Origin of the sequence: Candidatus Clostridium helianthi (assembly GCF_045310795.1) — a bacterium.
Classification (GTDB): domain Bacteria; phylum Bacillota; class Clostridia; order Clostridiales; family Clostridiaceae; genus Clostridium; species Clostridium helianthi.
Genome location: NZ_JBJIAB010000019.1, coordinates 75,141 through 99,541, shown reverse-complemented (window position 1 = coordinate 99,541; position 24,401 = coordinate 75,141). Strand labels below are relative to the sequence as shown.

General features: G+C 28.7%; 26 protein-coding genes. 18 read left to right on the top strand and 8 right to left on the bottom strand.

What is annotated here, in order from left to right; all coding sequences use genetic code 11:
• Positions 1–506 precede the first annotated feature (506 nt).
• From ACJDTP_RS15420 to ACJDTP_RS15410, 3 genes are all read left to right on the top strand, one after another.
• Positions 507–749, top strand: coding sequence for a hypothetical protein (locus tag ACJDTP_RS15420; protein ID WP_406761741.1), 243 nt, complete (start codon positions 507–509; stop codon positions 747–749).
• Positions 750–1,539: 790 nt separating this feature from the next.
• Complete coding sequence (locus tag ACJDTP_RS15415; protein WP_078117111.1) at positions 1,540–3,048, top strand: S8 family peptidase; 1,509 nt, start codon at positions 1,540–1,542, stop codon at positions 3,046–3,048.
• Positions 3,049–3,525: 477 nt separating this feature from the next.
• On the top strand, positions 3,526–5,496 hold the full coding sequence (locus ACJDTP_RS15410) for a methyl-accepting chemotaxis protein (protein WP_406761740.1): 1,971 nt from the start codon (positions 3,526–3,528) through the stop codon (positions 5,494–5,496).
• Between the two features lie 319 nt (positions 5,497–5,815).
• Here ACJDTP_RS15410 and ACJDTP_RS15405 read toward each other — a convergent pair whose 3' ends face one another.
• Together ACJDTP_RS15405 and ACJDTP_RS15400 are read right to left on the bottom strand one after the other, a co-directional pair.
• Positions 5,816–6,412 carry an ImmA/IrrE family metallo-endopeptidase gene (locus ACJDTP_RS15405; RefSeq protein WP_406761739.1) on the bottom strand — a complete coding sequence of 199 codons (597 nt, stop codon included), beginning with the start codon at positions 6,410–6,412 and terminating at the stop codon, positions 5,816–5,818.
• A complete protein-coding gene (locus ACJDTP_RS15400; RefSeq protein WP_017211864.1) occupies positions 6,393–6,746 on the bottom strand; it encodes a helix-turn-helix domain-containing protein in 354 nt (117 codons plus the stop codon). The genes ACJDTP_RS15405 and ACJDTP_RS15400 overlap by 20 nt, the downstream gene beginning before the upstream one ends.
• 173 nt (positions 6,747–6,919) lie before the next feature.
• Here ACJDTP_RS15400 and ACJDTP_RS15395 point away from each other — a divergent pair, with 173 nt between their 5' ends.
• The gene (locus ACJDTP_RS15395; RefSeq protein ID WP_406761738.1) at positions 6,920–7,714 is read left to right on the top strand and encodes a PdaC/SigV domain-containing protein; all 795 of its coding nucleotides are present in this window, start codon (positions 6,920–6,922) and stop codon (positions 7,712–7,714) included.
• A 117-nt stretch (positions 7,715–7,831) separates the two neighbouring features.
• Positions 7,832–8,224 (top strand): hypothetical protein, encoded by a 393-nt coding sequence (locus tag ACJDTP_RS15390; protein ID WP_406761737.1) that lies wholly within the window; start codon positions 7,832–7,834, stop codon positions 8,222–8,224.
• 272 nt (positions 8,225–8,496) lie between these two features.
• On the opposite strand, the gene ACJDTP_RS15385 is transcribed toward ACJDTP_RS15390, so the two are convergent.
• Together ACJDTP_RS15385 and ACJDTP_RS15380 are read right to left on the bottom strand one after the other, a co-directional pair.
• Positions 8,497–8,814 carry a hypothetical protein gene (locus ACJDTP_RS15385; protein ID WP_078117116.1) on the bottom strand — a complete coding sequence of 106 codons (318 nt, stop codon included), beginning with the start codon at positions 8,812–8,814 and terminating at the stop codon, positions 8,497–8,499.
• A 50-nt stretch (positions 8,815–8,864) separates the two neighbouring features.
• Positions 8,865–9,176 (bottom strand): hypothetical protein, encoded by a 312-nt coding sequence (locus ACJDTP_RS15380; protein WP_406761736.1) that lies wholly within the window; start codon positions 9,174–9,176, stop codon positions 8,865–8,867.
• A gap of 179 nt (positions 9,177–9,355) precedes the next feature.
• Here ACJDTP_RS15380 and ACJDTP_RS15375 point away from each other — a divergent pair, with 179 nt between their 5' ends.
• The 5 genes from ACJDTP_RS15375 (at position 9,356) to ACJDTP_RS15355 (ending at position 13,902) form a co-directional block, all read left to right on the top strand.
• Positions 9,356–9,802 (top strand): chemotaxis protein CheW, encoded by a 447-nt coding sequence (locus ACJDTP_RS15375; RefSeq protein WP_406761735.1) that lies wholly within the window; start codon positions 9,356–9,358, stop codon positions 9,800–9,802.
• The gene (locus tag ACJDTP_RS15370) at positions 9,780–11,495 is read left to right on the top strand and encodes a methyl-accepting chemotaxis protein (RefSeq protein ID WP_406761734.1); all 1,716 of its coding nucleotides are present in this window, start codon (positions 9,780–9,782) and stop codon (positions 11,493–11,495) included. The genes ACJDTP_RS15375 and ACJDTP_RS15370 overlap by 23 nt, the downstream gene beginning before the upstream one ends.
• 161 nt (positions 11,496–11,656) lie before the next feature.
• Positions 11,657–12,388, top strand: coding sequence for a sulfite exporter TauE/SafE family protein (locus tag ACJDTP_RS15365; protein ID WP_077855425.1), 732 nt, complete (start codon positions 11,657–11,659; stop codon positions 12,386–12,388).
• A gap of 184 nt (positions 12,389–12,572) precedes the next feature.
• Complete coding sequence (locus ACJDTP_RS15360) at positions 12,573–13,430, top strand: YitT family protein (protein ID WP_406761733.1); 858 nt, start codon at positions 12,573–12,575, stop codon at positions 13,428–13,430.
• A 259-nt stretch (positions 13,431–13,689) separates the two neighbouring features.
• Positions 13,690–13,902 (top strand): LexA family protein, encoded by a 213-nt coding sequence (locus tag ACJDTP_RS15355; protein WP_406761732.1) that lies wholly within the window; start codon positions 13,690–13,692, stop codon positions 13,900–13,902.
• 205 nt (positions 13,903–14,107) lie between these two features.
• Here the strand turns inward: ACJDTP_RS15355 and ACJDTP_RS15350 are convergent, their stop codons facing one another.
• Both ACJDTP_RS15350 and ACJDTP_RS15345 read right to left on the bottom strand, forming a co-directional pair.
• Positions 14,108–14,431, bottom strand: coding sequence for a hypothetical protein (locus ACJDTP_RS15350; RefSeq protein ID WP_406761731.1), 324 nt, complete (start codon positions 14,429–14,431; stop codon positions 14,108–14,110).
• A gap of 580 nt (positions 14,432–15,011) precedes the next feature.
• The gene (locus ACJDTP_RS15345) at positions 15,012–15,827 is read right to left on the bottom strand and encodes a nitroreductase family protein (RefSeq protein ID WP_406761730.1); all 816 of its coding nucleotides are present in this window, start codon (positions 15,825–15,827) and stop codon (positions 15,012–15,014) included.
• 160 nt (positions 15,828–15,987) lie between these two features.
• On the opposite strand from ACJDTP_RS15345, the gene ACJDTP_RS15340 reads away from it, so the two are divergent.
• From ACJDTP_RS15340 to ACJDTP_RS15325, 4 genes are all read left to right on the top strand, one after another.
• Positions 15,988–16,344 (top strand): winged helix-turn-helix transcriptional regulator, encoded by a 357-nt coding sequence (locus ACJDTP_RS15340; protein ID WP_077838225.1) that lies wholly within the window; start codon positions 15,988–15,990, stop codon positions 16,342–16,344.
• A 758-nt stretch (positions 16,345–17,102) separates the two neighbouring features.
• Positions 17,103–18,344 carry a COG1361 family protein gene (locus ACJDTP_RS15335; protein WP_406761729.1) on the top strand — a complete coding sequence of 414 codons (1,242 nt, stop codon included), beginning with the start codon at positions 17,103–17,105 and terminating at the stop codon, positions 18,342–18,344.
• A 308-nt stretch (positions 18,345–18,652) separates the two neighbouring features.
• Positions 18,653–18,901 carry a hypothetical protein gene (locus ACJDTP_RS15330; protein ID WP_171772359.1) on the top strand — a complete coding sequence of 83 codons (249 nt, stop codon included), beginning with the start codon at positions 18,653–18,655 and terminating at the stop codon, positions 18,899–18,901.
• 340 nt (positions 18,902–19,241) lie between these two features.
• Entirely contained in the window at positions 19,242–19,964 is a 723-nt protein-coding gene (locus tag ACJDTP_RS15325; RefSeq protein ID WP_406761728.1) for a metallophosphoesterase family protein, read from the top strand.
• A 209-nt stretch (positions 19,965–20,173) separates the two neighbouring features.
• On the opposite strand, the gene ACJDTP_RS15320 is transcribed toward ACJDTP_RS15325, so the two are convergent.
• On the bottom strand, positions 20,174–20,491 hold the full coding sequence (locus tag ACJDTP_RS15320) for a hypothetical protein (RefSeq protein ID WP_168983421.1): 318 nt from the start codon (positions 20,489–20,491) through the stop codon (positions 20,174–20,176).
• Positions 20,492–20,928: 437 nt separating this feature from the next.
• Between ACJDTP_RS15320 and ACJDTP_RS15315 the strand changes: the two genes are divergently transcribed.
• Positions 20,929–21,375: a GNAT family N-acetyltransferase gene (locus ACJDTP_RS15315; protein WP_406761727.1), complete on the top strand. Its 447-nt coding sequence runs from the start codon at positions 20,929–20,931 to the stop codon at positions 21,373–21,375.
• A 112-nt stretch (positions 21,376–21,487) separates the two neighbouring features.
• Entirely contained in the window at positions 21,488–22,042 is a 555-nt protein-coding gene (locus ACJDTP_RS15310; protein ID WP_406761726.1) for a GNAT family N-acetyltransferase, read from the top strand.
• A gap of 29 nt (positions 22,043–22,071) precedes the next feature.
• On the opposite strand, the gene ACJDTP_RS15305 is transcribed toward ACJDTP_RS15310, so the two are convergent.
• Positions 22,072–22,548, bottom strand: coding sequence for a hypothetical protein (locus ACJDTP_RS15305; protein WP_173708702.1), 477 nt, complete (start codon positions 22,546–22,548; stop codon positions 22,072–22,074).
• An 89-nt stretch (positions 22,549–22,637) separates the two neighbouring features.
• Here ACJDTP_RS15305 and ACJDTP_RS15300 point away from each other — a divergent pair, with 89 nt between their 5' ends.
• Both ACJDTP_RS15300 and ACJDTP_RS15295 read left to right on the top strand, forming a co-directional pair.
• Positions 22,638–23,087, top strand: coding sequence for a GNAT family N-acetyltransferase (locus tag ACJDTP_RS15300; protein ID WP_406761725.1), 450 nt, complete (start codon positions 22,638–22,640; stop codon positions 23,085–23,087).
• Between the two features lie 172 nt (positions 23,088–23,259).
• Positions 23,260–24,306 (top strand): galactose ABC transporter substrate-binding protein, encoded by a 1,047-nt coding sequence (locus ACJDTP_RS15295; RefSeq protein WP_406761724.1) that lies wholly within the window; start codon positions 23,260–23,262, stop codon positions 24,304–24,306.
• Positions 24,307–24,401 lie beyond the last annotated feature (95 nt).

Sequence of the window (24,401 nt, the reverse complement as noted above, 5' to 3'; positions counted from 1 at the left end):
ACAGGAAAGTTAAGGTCTATAGCGCCGATGGTACTGCATGGGAGACTGTGTGGCAGAGTAGGACGTTGCGAGGTAAGTATAAAAGATAGCTGTAATAGCTATCTTTTTTTGTCTTATTAAATATACTAATTAAATTGGACGTTATGTTATAAAAGAATGCATGGGCTGGCATGTATTGCTTTAATTTAGTTTTTATATTGTCTCTAGAATAAGAGGGAAGAAAGCCACTTATAAGAAATAATAATATTAAGTTGAGTTTTATATGTTACTTATTTACATATATAGAATATATATTATCAATTTAATTTTCTTGTAACATATGAAGTAATATGTTAAAATAGTGTCAAATAATTAGGTGTAAAAGTTTTATTATTGAAATTTATCAAAAATATTCTGATAATAATATTAAAATAATAATATTATTGTACGATAATTAAATAATAAAGACTAAATAAAGATTCAAAAAATAAGATATATTTAAAAGGGATATGAGAGGAGAATATTTAATGGAGGCAGGTTGTAATTCATCTGAAGGAGAATCTATCTTAAATAATTGGATGAAGGAAAAGTGTGATGATATGGAGTTGGTAGTAGTGAATGATATTCCTATTTTAGTGGAGGATTGTTTATCTATACTAACAGGTACTGTTGCTAAAGTTAAAAGCTCAACTGATAAGTTAATTGTCACAACTATAGATAATACTAATTATGTTTTAGAATCATTCACAGAGATGAATGTTACAAGTTAAACGTATTTCGAAAATCCATATTAACATGCTGGAACTCGATTGTATACAGAAGAAGATAGTTCTTTGCGAGAATATAAGAGTGATATTTGGATTCCTATGATATCAAAGGGGAAAAATTAGTAATAAAGTATTTAAAATTAAATATAATTGGCTTATTATTGCCGATATTTAACATAAAAGCAGGTGGTTTTAATCAAATTACCTGTTTTTATTTTGCAATAAAATGAGGTGACTCTCTTTTTCACATATTAGAGAGTGGTGACGAGGGTGAAAGTATCAATAAAGTGCGATAGAAAAAATTTTAATAGTCATAGAAAATTTAATGTATTCTGATGAAAAAAATTAACAAGCTACTTTGAAGTTTATGAAATTATTTTGATAGTAAGTATTTATATGAATAATATGTATATAAACCCTATATAAGGAATACAATCCTTGCATGTTATGAATTGTATGGCATATGGCACTATGATATAATTATGTTAAAAGATGAAGGAAACACTATAAGAAATTATTGAATGCAAAATTATGTGGGCTAAATTTATATAATATGTATGACAGTTACTGAATAAAGCAAGATAAAGTAATATTCTGTGGCTATTCGTTTGAATAGTTTTTTGTTATATAGAATTACAATAAAATTAATCAAATCTGTTTATCAGTACAGTTCCTTAGAAGTACAGATAAAAAGTTACTTTGATTTATAGGAGGAGGGAAGAAGGACTAAAAGAGTGTTGATAAGCTTAATTAAGCACATTTACGAAAGATAAATTTAAGGAGGGGTATACAAATGAAAAAAATTATTTCAGCAGTTACTTTTTTATTAGTTGCATTTGGATTTACAGCAAATGTTAATGCAGCGGTAGTAACATCAGTCTCAACATCAAATGAGCGAGTAATCGTCGTATTTAAAAATAAAGCTGATAAAAATGTAGTTTCAAAAGCTAGAGGTAATGTAAGACGAGAATACAAAAATGCAAACGTTCTATCAGCATCTGTTCCTACTACAGCTATTAAGGATTTGAAAGATGATCCCAATGTATTAGCCGTAGAACAAGATATAATAGTTAAAACAAATTCTCAAACAGTAGACTGGGGAGTGAATAAAATCCAAGCTCAGACAGCATGGTCTTCAAGTTATACTGGAAAAGGAGTAAAAATAGGAATCGTTGATACTGGAATAGCTAACCATGAGGATCTATCAGTGGCAGGTGGTGCAGCTTTCACATCTTATACAACATCATACCTAGATGATAATGGGCACGGAACTCATGTTGCAGGTATAATAGGAGCAAAAAACAATGGTTATGGAATTGTTGGAGTTGCTAATGAGGCAAGCCTTTATGCTATAAAAGTATTAGGAAATGATGGGGCAGGATACCTTTCTGATATAATCGCAGGGATAGATTGGTGTATTACAAATAAAATGGACATTATTAACTTAAGTCTTGGTAGTTCAGTACCATCAACTGCATTGCAGCAGGAAGTGGACAAGGCTTATAATCAAGGCATTTTAGTTGTTGCGGCAGCAGGAAATGATGGTACATCAGATGGAGCAACGGATGCAGTAGATTATCCAGCAAAATATAGTTCGGTTATAGCAGTAGCGGCAATTGATTCTAATAATAAAAGACCTTCTTTTTCTTCCACAGGAAATACTGTTGAAGTAGCGGCACCAGGGGTTAATGTTCTTAGTACATATTTAAATAATAAATATGTATCTATGAGCGGTACTTCAATGGCAGCACCTTTTGTTACAGGAGATTTAGCATTATTAAAGCAGGCTAACCCAGGGCTTTCTCCAAATCAATTACGTGCAAAACTTAATGAAAATGTTATTGATTTAGGAACAAGCGGAAAAGATAGTTGGTACGGTTATGGGCTAATACAAGCACCTAAAGGACAAACATCAACGGTGACACAGCCAGCTTCAACAATAGCAACTAATACGCAACCTGTTGCTAGTCAGCCTGTGACAACACAACCTTCAAAATTAGAGACAAGAACGGTTGTGTCTACAAATAAAACTTATTACTTAGCAGGTGATATAATATATATTAAATCTAAGGTTACAGATACTTCTGGCAAAGCAATTCAAGGAGCCACCCTTAAATTTAGTATTACTTCGCCCAAAGGGGTTGTGACAGTATATAAAGGAATGACAGATAGATATGGAGAGGTTTTTTTCGGTATTTTGACATATAGAATTACAGGAAAAGGTACTTATAAAGTTCTGGCTGAGACTACATATAGTAGTTATATAACAAGTTCGTCTAATACTGCATTTCAAATTTATTAAAAGTAGTTAATATAGTAGAATTTAGTGAAATACATTACCTACCACTATTTTATGGGAGGTAATGTATTTTTTGATTAGAGGCATTACTAAAGCAAGGAGTAATTCGCAATAAAAAAGATTAAACACAGAAATTTATTGCTAGAGAAATAAATATAGATGATACGTTATGTCTAATGCAAAAAGTCTATATTTATTTTTGTATTCTAATACGAGGAAAATATAAATTTGATAAATATCTGGGATAGCCCTGAGAAGAGATAGCAGATTTGGTTCTATGACAGAGCTTACACAAAAAATATATGTAAAGGTAATTTATTTAGTAATATGTAAATAAATTACCTTGGAATTTGTTGGGCTAATTACTATAATTGATAAAAAATGTCTGTTTTATAGGAGGTATTTGATTAATATTGTCGAATATTAATTAAAGTATTAATCTAATATTTTAGAAATATATAATAATTTAGGAGGAAAAACATGAATATTAAAAGGAAGTTGACGTTAACACTTCTTCTTGCGAGTTCTGTGCCTTTAATAATATTCACAATCATTAATTTGTTTTTTTCACAAAAGATTGCGATAGAAAATGCACTATCTGATAATTTTAAAAGAGCACAAATTGTGGATGAAAAGATAAATGGTCTAATTGAGAGGAATATGTATGGGATAAAGAGCATGGCGAGAAATCCTATTATTAGTTCCTATGATGCAGAAAAATCTAAACCAATTTTAGTTGAGAGTTCAAAAGTATATCCAGATTTATCATTTACGGCTGTTACTAAATTAGATGGAGTTCAGTTTGTAAGAAGTGATGACTCTAAATCATCGGATATATCAGATCGTAATTTTTATAAATCAGCACTTAAAGGACAGGATGAGGTTGTATCTGAAGTGCTTGTAAGTAGAGATAATGGAAGTCTAATAACAGTTTTAGCGACGCCTATTAGAGATAAAGAGGGTGGAACTGTAACGGGAATTTTACAGGGAAACATTGAACTTCCAGTGCTAAATTCTTTTGTTAAAGAGCTTTCACAGGATAATGCAACTGTTTATATCGTAGATTCAGACGGCAAATTACTAGCTCATCCTACTAAGACGTTAGATAAGCCAGAAGATCGTACAGATTTAAATGATTTCAACTTTATTAAGAAAGGTGTAGGTGGAGAGAGTGGTTCCGAAGAAGTAGTTAAAGATGGGAAAAGTATGCTTGTAAGCTATGTTCAAGATAAAAAGACGGGATGGGTTATTTGTGCTGAAATTCCTAAAAGTATTACTGTTGAAAAGAGCATACATTCTTTAATTAACACTAGTTTAATAGGAATAGTTATATTGTTTATTACATGTGGAGGAGTTTTTGTTCTAGTTGGTTATGCAACTAAACCATTGCATATACTTTTAAATGCAGCAAATAAGATTTCAGATGGAGATTTAACAGTTAATAATATAAACATAAAATCCAACGATGAGATAGGTAATTTAGGAAGAGCATTTGAAAAAATGGCTGTTAACTTACGAGAGGTAATAAATAATATTAAAGAGCATTCAGAGAGAGTTTCATCAGCATCTAGTGAGATGACAGATGTTTGCGAGCAGCAGTCAAAAGTTGCTACAAATTCTGCAGAAAATGTTAATGAAATTGCGGAAGGTTCTATGTTAGTAAGTTCTAAGATAGATAAGATAAATTCTAATATGAATATTTTAGATAAAGCAATAAAAGATATAAATGAAAAATCAGATGATGTTTCTTCAGCAGTGCAAACTGCGTCTAGCTATTCTGAGAAAGGAAGCGAGGCACTACATAAAGTTAACTCAAGTATGGTTAATATTCAAGGATCAGTTAATGATACATCTAAGGTTATAGATAAGCTAGGAGAACATTCACAAGCAATAGGAAAAATTACAGAAGTAATAAAGGGCATCTCAGAACAAACAAATCTGTTGGCTTTGAATGCAGCAATAGAAGCAGCACGTGCTGGAGAGCAAGGAAAAGGGTTTGCAGTTGTTGCCGATGAGGTTCGAAAATTAGCAGAACAATCTGGAGAAGCTGCGGGGCAGGTTAGTGCTCTTATAAATGGTATACAAAAAGAAACTGAAAATGTAGCTGTAGTTATGAATAAAGGAATAAATGAAGTTAATGATGGAACTAAAGTAGTAAATGAAGCTAATAGCTATTTTCAATTAATATTTAAATCTATACAAGAAGTTGCATCTAATATGCAGGAAGTAAGTAATGCTATAGATAATATGAATAAAACTGAAAAGGAAGTATTTATTAACATAAGTGATATTACACAGCTTTCTGAGGCTGTAGCAGGAGAAACTCAAGGAATATCTGCGGCTACAGAAGAACAAGTAGCTTCAATTGAAGAAATGACAGCATCAGTTCAAAGCTTCAGCGATATGGCCACAACGCTTAAAGAATTAACAGATAAGTTTAAAACAAATTAATTCTATTTATCTGTAGTATAAATAAAACTTAATTGTAATCATCTAAGTTTTTTATAAATATAGGTCTATTGCATTAATAGATTAAAATTTAATATGCTCCCTTTTATGATTGATAGTTTTTTCATCTTAACTGTCTACCATATAGGGAGCATATCATTAATTTATAGTGCGATAGTCCTTTTTTGCTTATAAATCATGGAATAGTAGTGAAACTATTATACTTTATATGATAAAAATTTTAGTTTAGATAATATAGCTAAAATGAATTAATAAAACTAATAAATTCTAAATATTCAAGCCTCTGAGCATTTAGATAAGATTAGAAGTTTCTGATAATGAATCTATCAGAACTAGTTAAAATATTATTTTCACACCATTTCTTATAAAATTTATATCTATAACGTGCCGCTTCAGAAGATATTGAACAGTACGTTTCTATGTCATGAGAAGATCTAATATTCAATTTATGAAGAATTACTGGATTAGATAGTAAAAGACCAGTAAAATAATTTGCTTCAGCCTCCATAATTTTATATTCAGATTCTGATAGGTAATCATCAAATATTTTGGTATTATCAGATGAATAGTGGCTGCATAAAATATGACCTAATTCATGAGTTAAAGTCCATCTAATTCTTTCATCAGATTTAAAATCTAAATCATTATAATAAATTATATATTTATTTGAAGGTTTAAAATAATCAGTACATCCTTCGTCAGAAGTTAATATTTCAAAAGTTTCTTCTTTAGTTAGATTGTGGTCAATCATGAATCGATGATAAGAAACTATTTTTATATTATCGAAAGAACCTATTATTTCAAATACGTTTATAGGAAATTTGCTAATATTTAATTTTATATAAATATCGTTAACTATACGTTTTATATGCGTATATCTAATCGTCGAAGTACTCATCAAAAGCAGACCTTAAAATTTTCATCATTTTTTCTTTGTTTTTAGGATCCATTTTTCTTCGAGCTCTCTCAATTCTTCTTATATCATCATCGCCAAATCCAGTGTCACTAATTCTCTTATCAGGAAAGTCTAATTCTTCTATATTATCAGACAATAAGTAATCAACAGTAGTATTTAAAGTATTTGCCAACTTAATTAATGTATCATTGCTAGCACCTTGTCTATTTCCTTCTATCATTCCTATAGTAGATTGACTTACACCAATAGCTTCAGCTAACTTTTGTTGTGTAATTTTTCTCTCTTTTCTGAGTAGTTTTACTTTATCACCTAACATTATAAATTCACCTCTTAAGATAATTTTATCATAGTGACCGATAAATTCAATAAAAAAATTAAAAAAGTTAAAGTAATTTTATTATTAAGTTATGGACTACATTATTTGTATAACATGAGGACAAAATAATTAATAAAATTAACCTTCAAATTAAAGAATTAAAGGAGATACATATGAAAATGAAGAAATCGGCACTTTTATTAACTGGCATAACAATACTTAGTTTCTTATTAATAAGAAATTTTTATGTTAATAATCTGAAGTGTATTAATCCAATAAAAAAAGAGGTTTTAGTTATCAATAAAACTAATAATTCTAATATGAAAATATCTTTAAATAATGAATCGAAACAATACGAAATAGTTGATGAAGTTTATAGTAAAAATCGTGTAAAGATTAATTATCCTCAAATAAAAAATTATGCTGATGCAGTAAAGCTTCACTCCATAAATAAAGATTTAAAAAATGCAGCTTTAAGTATTATAAATATATATGTTAAGAATGATACAAATATTAATGATATAAGCATGGAAGTAAATTATGAAGTGAAAACTAAAAATAATAAATATATATCAATAGCGTTTAATGGACTAGTAAATATTAAAGGAACAGCATATCCAACTTCAATCTTTTATACGGTTAATATAGATTTAGAGAACTGTTCAGTAGTAGGTCTTTCAGACTATGCTAATGTGCAGGATGTACTAAAGAAATTAAAAAAGTTAGATGATGTTAAAATGCTTTCAGAGGATGAGAAATTAATAGAAGTACAGAAGTCTGTCATAAAAAACATTAGTGATGATGAACTTTTAAATATACTAAAAGATGCTGATTTTCACCAGAAAGATGGCGTGATTGAAATTCCAAAGAAAGGAGCCTATAGTTATATGGAAGATAGCAAAATAGTAATTAGCATTCCAATGATTCATGCTATAGGTGATCATGCAGAATTTATAATAGAGAAATAATAAAAATTAAGAATTTAATAATAAGAATATATTACTATTATATGATATAATTGGATAATAGATTGCGATGCAGATAATTATTTATTCAATTAAAATATATAATTTGGAGGGTGAAATATGGCAAGTGTATTAAATGATGAAGAAATACTATGTTCTATTAATTCTTACAAAGACATTAAAGCTTCAAGTAAAGTAGCAAATACGTTGGTCAATTTGATTGGACAGGGAGTTGCAGGTGGAGTAGTAAATGATTTTAAATTGATTCTTACTCCTAAAAATTTATATATACAGGCTATTACTCATTCTGTTTGGGGAGGGCTATCTGATATTGACTATACAGATAAAATATCAAGAGAAAATATAAAATCATTTAATGTCAAAAATGAAGATGCAAAAGAATATATTCAAATAATAACAAAAGATGATAAAGAAGCAAATTTTATTAGAGATAATGAAAAAAAGAACGACTTAGCATTAGTGATGTCTTCACTATTAGAAGAAGGCAAATAAAATTAAATTAAAAATTCATAGAAAAAGTCATCATATAAAATAATGTTATTTAGCTAATTAAATGACATTATTTTATATGATGGCTTTTTGATATACAGATTTTAGTACTAGTAGTTAAAACTATAGCGTTTACTTTGTTAAGCGGAAGTAAATCATGCTTAGCTGATCTTAGTCTTAAACTTATAAATCTGATAACATTTTGATTGGGGTTGTCAGTAATTATATAGGAACTATCATTAAATACTAAATAAATCTTAAGAATTTATTCGCTTTTAAGATATAACTACTTCACCATTCCCAACTACAACTATTTTATATCCGTCTTTAAGCGGAATTAAATTATATTTCTGTGATTGAGGTCTCAATCGTAAAGACTGTATAAAATTTTGTTCGGAATCAAAAACAAGTATGTAAGCACGCTCATTATAAGAATCATTTTGAATAGTATAACTTGTATTAGGAGATAGTTTTAAATCTTCTAATGTGTAGAACCCCCTTTTTAAAACTCTAGATATTGACAGAGCCTGAATCATTGAAATATTTGATAACAAAAATAAGAAAAATAATATTGAAACAATAAATTTTTTCATAAATATGACCACCTTTATATTTTTTGCTAAAGTAAACTAATCTATATCCCCTAAGAAATAGTAACTTCACCATCTCCAATTATTATTATCTCATATCCAATTTGGATAGGTGGTAAAGCATATTTTTCTGATTTAGGGACTAATCTTATAAATTCCTGAACAATTTCATTTGAATCAAAAAGAACTACAGAAACATATTCAGTGGGAGAAGTATTTTGTATGGTATGCAGAGCATCAGGGGATAGATTTAAATCTCTTGTTGTATAAAAACCCTGTCTAAGAATTCTAGGCTGATCGGCAGAAGCCATTATTGTTATATTAAATAATAAGAAAATAAAAAATATAATGATAATTTTTCTCATTAATGTAATCCACCTTTCTAAATTGAACTGTAAATATATTTTATTTTTTGAAAATAAAAAAATATATTCACAAAACATAATTTTAAATATTTTAGTTCTTTGCTTGGTAACAATGCATTTCCAATTTTCATATTATGTTATGAAGTATTATGCTGCAGATGTAGCAGGGAGGGAAATTAATGGTTGAAGAGCAATTTGTGGTGTTTCATATAGGAAAAGAAAAATATGCGGTGCCAATAGAACAAGTTAATGAAATTATTGGCTATGCTGCTCCTACTAAAATACCATTGAGTAGAGAATATATACTAGGAGTCATAAATTTAAGGGGAAGAATAATACCAATCATTAATTTTGGTGAGAAGATCTGTATAAAAAATGAAAAAAGATATGAGGACCAGAAAATAATAATTATAGAAGATAGTGAAGGCGTTTTTGGTACTATGGTTGATGAAGTTGAGGATGTTAAAAGGATTCAAAAAGATAGTATAAAAAAGATTAATTATGATGTATGTAACGGAAATGAATATATAATTGGAATTGCCAAACAAGATAATTATCTAATAGTTATATTAGATTTAAATTTATTTTGGAGGAAGTGTTCAAATGAAATTTACAATCAGAAGTAAACTTATTGCTTCATTTGGGTTAATAATTTTGCTAACGTCTTTTTTAGGAGTGTATTCTATAATATCAATTAAAAACGTAAAGGATAAAGCAAGTGAAATTGAAGAAGTTTGGTATAAGAGGAGTGAATTGGCTCATACTATGGATCAAATTATGTCAGAATACAGGCTTAGAGAATACAGGCATGTACTAGATGATGATCCTGACCTAATGAATGCTACGGAAAAAGAACTTCAAGATTTAAGAGAAAAGTTTGAAGATGAATTAAAAGAATATCAAGGAACTATGATATCAAGCGATGATATGGAGATATTTAAAGAAATTGAAAATTATTATCCTAAGTATTTTGAAATTAGCAGGAAGACTATTCAATTAAGTAGAGAATCTCAAACTAAGGATGCATTTAATTTAATGTGTGGAGAATCTAGGCAGGATTTTGAGAATGTAAATAATGTAATTGAAAAACTTGTTCAGTATAATCAGGACCAAGCAAATTTAGCTAATATACAAAATGATAAAATTTATAGTCATTCAAGATTAATGCTCATGATGAATGCAACAATTATAATCTTAATCAGTCTTGTAGTAACAATATCTATAGTTAATATCATTACAAAAAGAATAAATTTTCTGGTTAAATTCATTAATAAAACTGCAGATTTAGATTTAGTATTTGACGAAGCTGGTTTGAATGTAATAAAAAGATATAAAGACGAATTTTATGATATGGGTATGGCCTTGGCAAACATGAGAAAAACATTAAGAGAACTTGTGGAAAATATTAAACAGAATTCTGTAAATGTAGCATTAAATTCTGACATTTTATCAAATATAATATTTGAAACATCTCAGTCAATAGAGGCTATAGCAAAGGCAATTGATGATATGGTACAAGGATCCACTGATCTTGCTAGGAATGCTGAAACTGGAGTAAATAAGTTAGAGGGTTTAGCAGAAGAAATTCACGGTTCAGTAGAAAATACTAATCTAGTGAAGAATCATATAGAATTAGCATCAAAATCAAATTTGGAAGGTATGGAGAATATAAATAAATTAAAAAATGTGGTGGAATTAAACCGTAAAGTAGCAGAAAATATACTTGATCAAGTTAATGTTTTAAGTAATAAATCACAATTAATTGAGAAAATAACAGATACAATTAAAGCTATTACATCACAAATTAATATATTGTCTCTTAATGCAACTATAGAAGCAGCAAGAGCGGGCGTACAAGGAAATGGATTTTCTATTGTAGCGGAGGAAATTAGAAAACTTGCATATGAAGCCGCTGACTCAACAAAAGAAATAGATGCCATTGTTAGGGAAGTTAAGAAGGAAATAAATAAGACTAAATTAGAAATGATAACCGTAGGAGATATGGTAATTCAAATGGGTGAGGTATCAAATGGTACTGAAAAAGCATTTATGATTATAGAAAGTTCAACATCTAATGTGGTTAAGCAAATAGATAGAATAGTAGTTAGTATAAATAGTATAGACAATAATAAAAATGATGTTATAGGAAGTATAAGCGATATGTCTGCAATAGCAGAAGAGTCAGCTTCTACTACGGAGGAAATATCGGCATCAATAGAACAACAGTCTGCAAGTATGGAACAAATAAATCAATCTGCAAAAAATTTAAAGAATGTTTCCATAGAGCTGCAAGATTTAATAGCTAAATTTAGAACTTAAACTAATGATGAGGTGTAGTAGGTATGAAGATTCTACACCTTAAATTTTTGGGGGAGTATATAGAAGTTAACAAGCAATAGAAGGAATGTTTACCAAATGTGTTATAAGTGATAATAATAACAAAAGTTAAAGATATAATTTAAGCTTATGGGGGGCAAAAAATGCAAAACATATATCTTTTTATTTCTACTTTATTTGCATATTTTACGAAAGGTATAACTGGCTTTGGAAATACACTTGTTATGGGTTCGTTATTTTCCTTTGTAGTATCAAATAGGTTAACAACACCAGTAGATCTTCTCTTTGGAATTCCAACAAATACATATATGGCATGGAAAGAAAGAAAAAATATCTCTTTAAAAATTGTCATTCCATTATCTCTCATGCTGCTAGCAGGTATTGTACCTGGAACATTACTATTAAAGGCTGGAAGTGATCGGATATTAAAATGTATACTAGGTGTTGTAATTGTTGGAATTGCAGTAGAAATGTTAACAAGAAAACCTAGTAAAATTCAAAATAAGAAAGCTAGCATTATTTTTCTCATAGTAATAGGAGTAATTTCAGGAATATTAGCTGGGCTTTATGGAATTGGAGCACTTTTAGTTGCATATGTCAGTAGAACTACAGAGAATAAAAATGAATTCCGCGGAAATATCTGTTGTATTTTTTTAGTAGACAATATATTTAGATTTTTCTTATACTTATTTACAGGAATATTAACTAAGGAAGCATTAATTATGGCTTTATGTCTTTCTCCAGCAGTTATTATTGGAATGATTATAGGAGTTAAAGTTGATTCAAAGATGGAAGAAGAAACAGTTAAAAAATCAGTAATTGCTTTACTTATAGCAAGTGGAATGATTTTATTTTTAAAGAGCTTTTTTAGCTAATAATGCATAACCCCAATAATAAAAGGATATTAGATATATCATTATTAAATTAATTTTTAAAATTAAAATTAGAATATTTAAGTAATATTAAAAACATATAATAAAGTAATGAAAACTATGTTATAATTTATATAGTATAGTTTTTACTATTGGATAAAATATATTAAATTTAAGGGGGAGTTAAATGACGAAAAAATATAATGATATTTGGGTTAAAGCAAGCAGAATATTATTTATGATAATAGGTTCAATTTTGGTAGCAGTAGGTTTAGAGATATTCTTGATACCTAATAATATAATAGATGGAGGTATGACTGGAATATCAATTATGGCAAGCTATCTAACAAAAGTACAGCTAGGAGTGTTTACATTTCTGTTTAATTTACCATTTGTTATAATAGGGTATAGACAAATAGGAAAAACATTTGCTATTTCAACTATATTTTCAGTAATATGCTTGTCAATTGTGGTAACATTGCTTCAACCAGTTCCTGGAATAACACAAGATGTACTTTTAGCCACTATATTTGGCGGAATTATAATAGGAGTTGGAGTAGGCTTGATTATAAGAAATGGTGGTTCTTTAGATGGAACAGAAATTGTAGCTATAATATTAGAAAAGAGAACTGCATTTTCTATTGGGGAAATAGTTATGTTTTTTAATCTTTTCATCTTAGGAACTTCGGGGTTTTTATTTGGATGGGATAGAGCAATGTATTCTTTAATAGCATATTTCATTGCTTTTAAAACCATAGATATAACAGTTGAAGGTCTTAATGAGTCAAAAGCAGTAATAATTGTATCAGATAAGAATACTGAGATATCAGAAGCAATAATGGCTAGGCTTGGTAGAGGAATTACTTTGTTAGATGGAAAGGGCGCTTATAGTGGCACAGAAACAAATGTTATTTATGTGGTTTTATCAAGACTTGAGATAGCAAAGCTGAAAAATATTGTGCATGGTTTTGATGAAGATGCATTAGTTACTATTACAAGTGTTGAAGGAACGGGTAAAAAATACGCAAAGAAAGCTATACATTAATTTAATAGCAAGCATAAAAAATAATAAGAATATATTAAATAATTGAATAATATTATGTAACTAAAGGAGCCAAAATTAATTTTAGTTTTGGCTCCTTTTGTGTTCTTATTTACAAAAGACCCTAAAAGTAGTAATATATAAGCGAACGTACGTTTGTATTATCACATCTAATAATTTAAATATGTTTAGGGATTATATTGAAACAACCAACTTTAAATATTAAATGACATTATATACAAAGCTATAGGGAGATGATTCTATGTTAACAGAAAAACAACAAGAAATATTAGATATTATAAAAAACTATATAGGAAAAGAGAAGATATCTCCAACAGTCAGGGAAATTGGAAATTTAGCAGGACTTACATCTACGTCAAGTGTACATGCACATATAGAGCGATTGGAAAAGAAAGGATATATTTATAGATCAGGTAAATGTCCACGAAGTATTCGAATAAAAGATAATATTTAATTAATATGCATATTATTGAGTATAGAATTTTAGAAAATTTAATAAAAACTTTGGTATAAACTAATTGAATCTATAAATGATAATAGGGAAGATTATTCTAGAAATATATCTTCCCAATAAAATTGATATCTTATTAATATGTAAAATTTTAAGAAAATTATAATATGATACCATTCAAATGAATTTTAGATATTTTTTTGATTTGCTAGGAAAAAGTGATATTACCGCCTCCAATAATTATAACTATTGAACCAAACTCTAAAGGCTTTACAAGGTAATCAGGGGAATTCGGTTCAAGTCTCAAAAATTCCTGCATTTGTTGATTTGAGTCAAAAATAATAACAACAGATCTACCAGTAGGGGATGTATTTCTAACTTTATAAGTAGTATTTGGCATTAATCCTATATCCTTAACTCTGTAAAAGCCTTCGGTTAAAGTCTTAGGATTGGGGTCAGCATAAGCGCTCTTTATATTCATACTAAGAGACATAAATAAGAAAACAGAAAATATAATAATAAATTTTTTCATTGGTACAACTACCTTTCATAGTTTTGTCTATATAATCAAACTATTCTTTCTATTTTCCTTTAGTATGCGATTATTAAAAAAATTTATGTATAATTTACTTAGTGAAAGTGCAGTAGAAGACATAATATGCATTAGAAAAGGATAGAGTTGTATTTTAGATGCTAGTTAACTAGGTAATCAGTAATAGATTATAGAAACTTAAGTGTAACATAGATTAATAAATAAAGGAGTTGCTTTCAAAATAAGTATAAAATTTCATTTACAAAATATGTTATAATTAATTCGTTATACTAATTTTTGTGAGTTTCGTATTTCAATAATAGATAGAATGTGTTAAAGAGGCGTTTAATGTGGAAGTTGCAACTGGTGTAATCCTAGTATTAATACTTATAGCAATTGGAATGGTTTTTAGAAGAATTGTAGATTTTAATTGTATAAAATCTTGATTTATGAAAGCAATTATAAACTAATTTTTTAGTGGTTTAGTAGGTTCTATTATATAGATAGAAGCATAATCCTATTGTTTCTTTGTAATAGGATTATGAAATATCTAAAAGTTGATCAGCTTATTTTAAGGATATTAATCAATAAATTCAACTTCTAGCGGGTTTCTATCTACTATTTTTCTATATTTATATTTTGGATAGCCAACCATGACAGCTCCTGTTATAACTTTGTTATTAGGAATGTGAAGCAGTTCTAGTAGTGGTTTATGGTTTGAAAAAGCACACATTTCAAATAATTCAGCCCAGCATGAACCCAATCCAAGACTGGTAGCAAATAATTCAAGATATGAGAATGAAGAAATAGTATTTTTTATTCCGTTTTTAAAATCTTTTGTAGATGTTGCTAATATTAGGTGTGGAGCATTACGTAAAATTGAGTCTTCACCAGATTCTCTATAATTTTTGACATGTCTTGAAAAGCTCCAATGTGGAGATGGGGAATTTTTAAGTTGATCCTCCATCCATTCGACTACTATTTTAGTAGCTTGTTGTAAAATTTTTTTATTTTTTATTATAATATATGAAAGTCCTTGTGTATTACTAGCTGTCGGTGCAAAACGAGCTATATTAACTAATTTTAATAGTGTCTGTTGAGGAACTTGAGTTTCTTTGTAACAACGGATTGAACGGCGAGACCTAAGAAAAGATTCGGCAGTGCTAGAATCTATAATTGGAAATGATTCTAAATCCAATTGATTAGATAAAGGTGTTTTAATATTATCTATTGAACTAGATGGACATACTGCAACACAATGGCCACAGGTAATACAATTATCTGGGTGAATAGCTATTGGTCCATTTTCATTCATAGATAAAACTCCACTTGGGCATACATTTGAACAAAGTCCACATTTAACACATGTTGATTGATTTACAGTAATTAGTTCCATTTATATCACTCCTATTTGATAATACTTTATAAAATCCTAGATTAATTATTTCAGGATACTTACAAAATATAATTTATATGTTATAGGAATTATTATCAAGAACGCACTTTTTAGTAACGTAGTTACTATTTATATACTTAAAATTAAAGAGGTAGTCAAAATGATGAGATTTAAAGGAATTGAATATAATTGCTCTATGGAATTAACTTTAGATATTATAGGAGGAAAATGGAAGCCAATAATTATTTGGCATTTAGGTAACAGAACCATGAGATTTAATGAATTAAAAAGAAGTTTGCCTAATATTACACAAAAGATGTTAACTCAACAGCTGAGAGCTTTAGAGGATGATGAGTTGATTAATAGGACTGCTTATAATCAAGTACCACCTAAAGTTGAGTATTCTTTAACTAGCTATGGAAGAAGCCTTCTGCCTATTTTAGCTAATTTATGTGATTGGGCAATTGATTATTCAAATACTGTTGAGGAAAAGAATATGCTTAAAGAAAAAATATAATAGGAAATTAAATAAAATTTAAAATACAGTATTCTTATGTGGGAATGCATTGGGATGGGGGGGACTCCTGCAATGAGGAGTCCGAAAAATAATTATGAAAACTTAATTTATGTCACATAATTAGTATTGCACATATAGAGAGAAATATTCAAAATAAGAATAAAAAATTGAATATTTTAGCTAGGGATTCTTGAAAGATGATTTAATTATGAGCAATAAAAATTATAGCTAAAAATATTTGTATTTACTTATGTAAAATATTTATCATTATAAAATGTTTCTGCATTTTGTAAAATAGATATATTATGCATATTCAATAAAGTTGATATAAGCAAAGATTTACTGAGAACCATAGGAGAGTGGATACTAATTATATATACTGAAATGGGAAATAAGTATTTATTTGATAATTTGAGACTGTAACTAATATATGATTCTTATAAAAACATAAAAAATAGAGGTAGTATCAGTGGGGGACACTAACGATACTACCTCTATTTTAATAAGATATTACTCTTTTCATATAATAGTATTGACGATGTTTCGGTGAAATATACAATTGTAACATGAAAATTTAATTATCATTAATTAAGTTAATATTAGAATTAATTATAATTATAAAAAGCGTGGTTGATATAACTAAGAAGAAAGTTCTAAGTGGGGGAAATCCATATGCATAAGTATGTGTAACATAATTTATCATTGGCTCATAAAATATATTACAGTCAGTAAACTTATGATAAGGAGGAAACGAAATTATGCCAATTCAAACAAAGCAAATTGAAATTACTAATGTAGAAAATCAATCCCAAGCTGAAATAAGTGATAATAATATTGTTGAGTCTTCATTTCAGAACTCTATCCAAATATCGAAGACTGGTCCTGCATATAGCAGAGTGGGAGATATAGTAACTTACACTTATGTTATTACTAATACAAGTCCACTTAGTTCTCCTAACCTTGTATTAAAAGGTATTGTAGATATTATTAATAATGTAGTTACAGATCTTACTAAAGAGGCAATAAATGCCGGGGCTTTAATTTTGCCATCAGGAGCATCTGTTACTTTTCAAAGTAGCCATCTAGTTGTTGAAAGCGGTCCTAATCCATTAGTGAGTACTGTGGCTGCAGTTTATAATCCTGTTGGTTATTCAAATGAAATTTCTGCTTATGATGTTAATATAGTTACAATAGTAAATCCAAACTTTACAGTAGTGAAGAGGTGTGAAACTGGAAAGATTGTAGCGGGAGAAACAGCAACGTTTAGAATTAATATTACTAACCAAGGTAATGCTCCATTAAATGTGGCAGCTTTAGATCAGGGAATGGTATATACAAGTAGTGGATTAGCACCAGGGGCAACTTTCACATTTACTGTTCAAATGCCTATTCCTGTAGAACAATATGAAAGTGGAGTTACAAACTATGTTTTTGTTGTAGCCGCACTTCCTGAAATGTATGGAATTAATGATCTTTATTTTGGGGTTGCCGGTGCAACGTGTTCAAATTTAAATTTGGGAGGAGCTAGAACTTTCTGGACAAGTAGTGAGGGGCATGCGATTCTTGATACGAATGGTGATGGAAGAGTCGATAATCCTGTGACAATTGGCAGTGGAATTAGAAAAATTTTAGTAAAAAGAATAATTCTTTCTGATACTATATTATTAGGAAATTACTGTACGAATGTACTAGATAATTCGTGTGGAAATAACTTGGGTAATAATTTACCAGCAAAAACACTTGGAAGGCTTATGGCCGAAACACTTGCGTTAACCTATAATATTACGTTCATACCATTTTATAGTGGTCAGTTGGTAAGTGCTTTTGGCTGTAGTAACTTGCTGCAACAAGTTGGATTGGCTATTAATTCAACAGTTAATGATGTATTAGCTCTAGCCAATATATTAATAGGAGATACTGGCGCTTGTGGATCTGCAACTCAAGGAAGAGTGAATTCTATAATTAATTTAATTAGTTGTTTAAATGGAGAAAGGTTTTAATTATAATTCTGTGTAGTATCAAAGGATGATAAAATAGAGAATAAATTTAACTAAATAGAACTTTGGAATTTATATACTCCCCTTAAATTTAGATATATTTAAAAATAGAAATCTATAATCAAAGGGGAGTTTTTTTATTCAAATACGAGGAAATTATAATGTAATTAAATCTAGGGATAACTTTTACAGTAGCCTGCGATTTTTTTATTTTAAATTTTGTAATTGTGTATTAATAATAAAAATGCAGCAATAAGAAATGGAACAAATTTTTCAATTTAGCATACATTTATATAATTAGGGTGAGAAATATGTATACAGAAAGAACTTTAATAAGATGTATATTTAAGTACAAAGGAAAAAAATATAATATTGAGGATATAATGCCACATTGCTTAGAAAAAGAAAGCGTACTATTTTTATATGAATATGGTAATTGCTCAGATGATATCTATAGAGCATCTTTAATAAGAATAAGATATGGTGATGATGAGATTCCTAAATTACCAGAAGGAAGTAATGAAATTGAGTTAGTAGATATTGATATAAATTGTAATTAAGCACCACAAATGTAGGTGCTATTTTAATGTTTAAAACTATGATACGAATGTTAGGTTGAAACTTGAAGTGTACAATAATAAAAATATATAATAACTGAACATTATAAATACAAAAGAATATAGTCAGAAAGTAAAATACATTATATGTAATATATGGTATAATAAATTCAATATGTTAATATTAAGAGCTGTTAATTTAAAGGGAAAGATATTGTTAGAAGTTTAGTATAGTACATAAAATTAATAAAGCATTATAAATTTATAGCTTCACAGATTATAAGATATTATGTATCTTAGTTAAATAAATTAATGAAATGTTTTGTAACAGGGGTGTTAACCAATGAAAGTAGCAGTTTTATCAGATATTCATGGAAATGGAGTAGCATTAAAATATGCTATAAGGGATTTTAAAAAACTAAGGATTAGTAAGATTGTAATTCTAGGAGATGTAGTTATGAAAGGGCCAATGCCATCTGAGGTTCTTAAGTTGTTAAATGATGAAGAACTACAAGTCTTGGCGTGGATTAAAGGAAATACAGATATGTGGTTTAAAGAGTTTTTAGAAGTTGGAGAAAATTTATCAGATAGGGAAAAGCAACTACATCTATATTATAAATATTCAAAAAAGTATTTAAGTCACGACCAGGTAGAATTTATCGATAATTTACCATTAGAGTCTTCAATTATGATTAATAATATTGAAGTACTTTGCGTTCACGGAACACCAAAATCTATGGTTGAAGCAATTGATGTCACTGTACATAAAGATGATATTAAGAAGGCTATAAGTGGAGTGAAGGAAAATTTAATCTTATGCGGGCACTCTCATAGTTCCTTTATAGGGGAAGTTGATGGTAAGAAAATATTTAATGTTGGAAGTGTTGGAAATTCTCTTGATGGGGATAATAGAATATCTTATGGTATATTAGAATTCTTAGAAGATGAAGTTAAATTAATAAATAGACGAATTGAATATCCAGTAAACGAAATTATTGATATAGCTATAAAAAATAAATTCCCTTTTACTGATCAATATAGAAATTGCATATTAAATGCTAGATAGTAGATGTACTGGCCAGATGAAAAAATAGAATATAACATAGCTAATGAGCCTCTTTTTGTAGAGGCTCATTAAATGGATTACAATGAAGGGAAAGTTATAATTTATCCCAGGAGTATTATATGGAGTTAAGGAATAAATATTCATTATAAGGAAATTATTATTGCTATAAGATAATAATTATGATTTGAACAAATTTAAGAGTGAGATATCTATTGCTGAATAGTGATTGCTATTTCACCTTTTCCAACTACAGCAATACGATCATCATCTAAGATAGTGCCTAAATTTACAGACTCATTAACAGTATCAAATTTTTTATAAAAAATTTCATTACCATTGGGATCAAATATTATTAGGCTTGCAATCTCATCGGGTGTAGTAAGCATGGCTGTGGCTTTAACTTGTTGCGTATCTGTAATATCGTATACTCCTTCTTTATATGTATTTGACTCAAAAATTGCTTTTGCATTGTGTGTAGTAGATACTATTAATATCAAAAGTGCTATTAAAAAAGTTTTTAGTTTCATTTGTACCAGCCTCATTTCGCTATATTTGAATTTGAATAAAAAATTATGTTAATAATACATGACGTGTCAATATACTGTTATTATGCGAATACTTAGTTAGACTATTCATAAGTAGCAGTAGCAATTATTGAAAATAAAAAAAGCTCTCATCTTGAGAGCTTTGGAGATTTAAATTGTGTTCATTTAGGATATTTGCTTTTTTAATTGCCAGAACTAACCCTCTTTAAGAGGGCAGCTGTTAATTAATAGATTAAAATAAAATTCAGATTATCATCATTTCAATAGATAGTATATGAAATTACCAATTAATTATTCAAATCATTAATTGGTAATTTATGAAATTGAGATTATTTTCAAAGCTGATAGTTGAAAATTGTTGACATTAAAATTAGGTTTGGAGATAAATAGATGTTTTATTTAAAGAAAGGGGAAGAGCAATGGAGGTTAAAAAGATCATAAATAACAAAAAGCAGTTTCTTGATTTATTACTGTTAGCAGATGAACAAGAAGATATGATTGATAGGTATCTAGAGAATGGAGAAATGTTTGCTTTATATGATGATGATGATTTAAAAAGCATTTGCGTAGTAGTGAAAAAAGATAGTAATATATATGAATTAAAGAATATGGCTACATATGAGAAATATCAAGGAAAAGGATATGGTAAAAAGCTTATAAGATACATTTTTGACTATTATAAGGGAAAGTGTACAACTATGATTGTTGGGACAGGCGATAGTGATCTAACAATTCCATTCTATAAGAACTGTGGATTTCGTGTATCACACAGAATTAAAAATTTTTTTACAGATAACTATGACCATCCAATCTTTGAAAATGGAATACAGCTCGTTGATATGATTTATTTAAAAATAGACTTATAAAGAATGAAATAGATGAACCTAAGGCGAAACTAAAATTCTTTAATTATTAGCTATCTTTATAGAATTTATTGTTAGAATTATTGATTATGAGGAGTATACGAGGAGGCGCATAATGATAATAGAAGATAAAATGATAGACGGTAAAAACTTAAGATGGATACTTCGATGTCCTAGAAAAGAGAATGCAAATGAGTTGTCTAAATTAAGAGTTCAGATTGATGGAGAAACAGAAAATCTTGATAGAGAATCAGGGGAAGCGTTCTTAACTCCAGAAGATTTTGAAGGAATTATTTGTGAGGATAATGCTTCTAAGATAAATCTATTTTTAGTTGCTGAAGTAGGCGGAAAAATTGTGGGAATTTCACGCCTAGAAGGAAATAAATTAATTAGATTCAGACATAAAGCAGAGTTTGGAATATGCATATTAAAGAAATATTGGGGATATGGAATTGGGAGAGTAATTCTAGAAAATATTTTAAGATATGCAGACAGTTCGGATATCAAAAAAGTATCATTGTCTGCGGTAGAGACAAATACTAAGGCAATTGAATTATATAAAAGCTATGGCTTCGTGCAAGAAGGTTTATTAATAAATGATCGTATCCACAAAGATGGTAAATATTATAATACAGTTATAATGGGAAGAATAAAAAACACTAGCTATTAAAAATTTAATAAGGTCATATAAATAAAGCATTATAGTTTTATTTTCTTTCTTAAAACTTTATTGGAAGTTTTAATTATTATATTATAGTTTTTTGAGTCACTTATTGCTCCAACATTTTCAAAAATAGCATAACCAGTTACGGAAGTATGTTCAGGTATATTTGTATTATTTAGAATATTTTCTAATAATACGTTTGAATCGAGAGATTTAAGGTTATTTTTAGCAGTTTGTGTTGTTGGAAAAGTTGCCAAATGTGATTTAAAGCCAGACGTTAATTTTACTTTTATAACATCTATTGGATTAGATGAGTTATTTTCTATAGTTAGATTTATAATTGCCATTTTATTGTTTTTATTATAGTAACTTTTTGAATTGTTGCATGACAGTTTTAAGTTAGTATTAATTATTAAAAAAGCTTTATAAGCTAATAGAAAAGTATCAATCGTTAAAAATATAAGTAATAAGGGAATAAAAATATTTAAGTTCGACATTATAAATTCAGTCATTCTTTAACCACCTTTCACAATGATTTTATCATATATTTAAATAAAATAGAAAATCAAAGTTTAAATTTGGAGAAATGGAGATATTAACAATGAAGATTATTGAAAAGAATCCAAGTTATGCTGATTCTATACGTTTAATGGATGAATTGTCTAAAGAACTGGAGCATATAACTGGAGATAGCGGAAGGAATTCCTTTAATCCAGAGGATGTATGTGTCCCGCGGTCCTTGTTTGTGGTTGCATATGATGATAATGGAGAGGCCGTAGGATGCGGAGGAATACGGTATATTAATAAAGATATAGCCAAAGTTAAGCGGATGTTTGCAAAGACTAAGGCAATGGGCGTTGGAAATGAAATACTATCATATTTAGAGCTTCAGGCAAAGAAAATGGGATACACTGTTATTTGGCTTGAAACTAGATTAATAAATGAGCAAGCAGTAAATTTCTATAAGAAAAGAGGGTACCATCAGATACAGAATTATGGAAAGTACAATGGAAATTCTAAAGCAATTTGCTTTGAAAAGAAGATTGTCTAATAATATAATAGAATAATATGAAAATCAGTTTATTATACAATGTTAATATAAGCTAACTGGTTTATTTTATAGAGATTTGTATAAAATCTAATATTAATAAAAGCCAAAATAAATATTTTCTTTCACTGATGACAACAATAATGTTAAACAAAAGTGAAAGAGAGGATTTAAAATGAATATATCAAAGAGAATATTAGCAATCCTAGAGATTATATTTATCGTTACTGCAATGGAGGTATCAGTATGTGATGCTAGAGTTATTGCAGGAACAAGCGGATTAAGGCAGAGAGCTGTAATGATAGATGTAGTAATATATAATTTCAAGGATAAATATGTCTCTTTAGTCAGACAAAACTTAGAAGAAATTCAAAAGAAGAATGAAGGTAAAGTAATATTTAGATTTTATGATGGAAAAGGTAATCAATCCACACAGGATGAAGTACTAAGTAATTTGGTTAGTGATAGCGCGGATATTCTAATGGTAAATTTAGTTGATACAAAGGCTACACGGGATGTTATTGATAGATTTAAGTCTAAAAATATACCTATAATTTTTTTTAATAGAGAACCATTAGCGGATGATGTGCTTAAATCTTATGGTAAAGCTTATTATGTAGGAACAAATGCTAATGAAGCTGGAGAGATGCAAGGAAAAATTATTGTTGATATATGGAATAAGAATAGAGATCTTATAGATAAAAATAATAATGGAGTCTTGCAATATATTATGTTAGAGGGTGAACATGGAAGTATAGAGGCACGGGAAAGAACTGAATTTTCTATTGGAACAATAAATAAGGCCGGAATAAAAACTGAGCAGCTTGCATTAAAAGCTGCCGATTGGCAAAGAGATTTGGCTAAAACAAATACTAGCTCGCTACTTCTGCAATATGGTAAGAATATTGAGGCAATAATTGCAAATAATGATGAGATGGCTATAGGTGCTATTGAGGCATTGCAAAGTAATGGATATAACTTAGGAGATAAAAATAAGACAATAGTTGTTGTTGGAATTGATGCTACAGCGGAGGCACAAGAATTAATTAAGAAAGGTTTTATGGCAGGATCTGTTATGCAAGATCCATATGAAATGGCAGAAGTGAGTTATGCAATAGGTATGAATGTATTTGAAGGTATAGATCCGCTTTATGGTACTAAATATAAGTTTGATGATACAAAAGTTGCTATTCGTTTGCCATATCATGAATATGTTGCTTAAAGTGATTTAGATAGGACTTCAGATTAAAAAATTCATAGTTTATAAGATTATATACTAAATATGATGCTAAACCAGATAATTCTTTAAGGTGCATA

Excerpts from the sequence above, each read along its gene's own strand:
- ACJDTP_RS15360 (WP_406761733.1), top strand. The coding sequence starts at position 12,573 with ATGACGAAAAAATATAATGATATTTGGGTTAAAGCAAGCAGAATATTA.
- ACJDTP_RS15350 (WP_406761731.1), bottom strand. The coding sequence starts at position 14,431 with ATGAAAAAATTTATTATTATATTTTCTGTTTTCTTATTTATGTCTCTT.
- ACJDTP_RS15295 (WP_406761724.1), top strand. The coding sequence starts at position 23,260 with ATGAATATATCAAAGAGAATATTAGCAATCCTAGAGATTATATTTATC.
- ACJDTP_RS15310 (WP_406761726.1), top strand. The coding sequence starts at position 21,488 with ATGATAATAGAAGATAAAATGATAGACGGTAAAAACTTAAGATGGATA.
- ACJDTP_RS15375 (WP_406761735.1), top strand. The coding sequence starts at position 9,356 with ATGGTTGAAGAGCAATTTGTGGTGTTTCATATAGGAAAAGAAAAATAT.
- ACJDTP_RS15390 (WP_406761737.1), top strand. The coding sequence starts at position 7,832 with ATGGCAAGTGTATTAAATGATGAAGAAATACTATGTTCTATTAATTCT.
- ACJDTP_RS15395 (WP_406761738.1), top strand. The coding sequence starts at position 6,920 with ATGAAAATGAAGAAATCGGCACTTTTATTAACTGGCATAACAATACTT.
- ACJDTP_RS15315 (WP_406761727.1), top strand. The coding sequence starts at position 20,929 with ATGGAGGTTAAAAAGATCATAAATAACAAAAAGCAGTTTCTTGATTTA.
- ACJDTP_RS15335 (WP_406761729.1), top strand. The coding sequence starts at position 17,103 with ATGCCAATTCAAACAAAGCAAATTGAAATTACTAATGTAGAAAATCAA.
- ACJDTP_RS15340 (WP_077838225.1), top strand. The coding sequence starts at position 15,988 with ATGATGAGATTTAAAGGAATTGAATATAATTGCTCTATGGAATTAACT.
- ACJDTP_RS15330 (WP_171772359.1), top strand. The coding sequence starts at position 18,653 with ATGTATACAGAAAGAACTTTAATAAGATGTATATTTAAGTACAAAGGA.
- ACJDTP_RS15320 (WP_168983421.1), bottom strand. The coding sequence starts at position 20,491 with ATGAAACTAAAAACTTTTTTAATAGCACTTTTGATATTAATAGTATCT.
- ACJDTP_RS15300 (WP_406761725.1), top strand. The coding sequence starts at position 22,638 with ATGAAGATTATTGAAAAGAATCCAAGTTATGCTGATTCTATACGTTTA.
- ACJDTP_RS15415 (WP_078117111.1), top strand. The coding sequence starts at position 1,540 with ATGAAAAAAATTATTTCAGCAGTTACTTTTTTATTAGTTGCATTTGGA.
- ACJDTP_RS15410 (WP_406761740.1), top strand. The coding sequence starts at position 3,526 with ATGAATATTAAAAGGAAGTTGACGTTAACACTTCTTCTTGCGAGTTCT.
- ACJDTP_RS15380 (WP_406761736.1), bottom strand. The coding sequence starts at position 9,176 with ATGAGAAAAATTATCATTATATTTTTTATTTTCTTATTATTTAATATA.
- ACJDTP_RS15405 (WP_406761739.1), bottom strand. The coding sequence starts at position 6,412 with ATGAGTACTTCGACGATTAGATATACGCATATAAAACGTATAGTTAAC.
- ACJDTP_RS15385 (WP_078117116.1), bottom strand. The coding sequence starts at position 8,814 with ATGAAAAAATTTATTGTTTCAATATTATTTTTCTTATTTTTGTTATCA.
- ACJDTP_RS15400 (WP_017211864.1), bottom strand. The coding sequence starts at position 6,746 with ATGTTAGGTGATAAAGTAAAACTACTCAGAAAAGAGAGAAAAATTACA.
- ACJDTP_RS15305 (WP_173708702.1), bottom strand. The coding sequence starts at position 22,548 with ATGACTGAATTTATAATGTCGAACTTAAATATTTTTATTCCCTTATTA.
- ACJDTP_RS15355 (WP_406761732.1), top strand. The coding sequence starts at position 13,690 with ATGTTAACAGAAAAACAACAAGAAATATTAGATATTATAAAAAACTAT.
- ACJDTP_RS15325 (WP_406761728.1), top strand. The coding sequence starts at position 19,242 with ATGAAAGTAGCAGTTTTATCAGATATTCATGGAAATGGAGTAGCATTA.
- ACJDTP_RS15420 (WP_406761741.1), top strand. The coding sequence starts at position 507 with ATGGAGGCAGGTTGTAATTCATCTGAAGGAGAATCTATCTTAAATAAT.
- ACJDTP_RS15365 (WP_077855425.1), top strand. The coding sequence starts at position 11,657 with ATGCAAAACATATATCTTTTTATTTCTACTTTATTTGCATATTTTACG.
- ACJDTP_RS15345 (WP_406761730.1), bottom strand. The coding sequence starts at position 15,827 with ATGGAACTAATTACTGTAAATCAATCAACATGTGTTAAATGTGGACTT.
- ACJDTP_RS15370 (WP_406761734.1), top strand. The coding sequence starts at position 9,780 with ATGAAATTTACAATCAGAAGTAAACTTATTGCTTCATTTGGGTTAATA.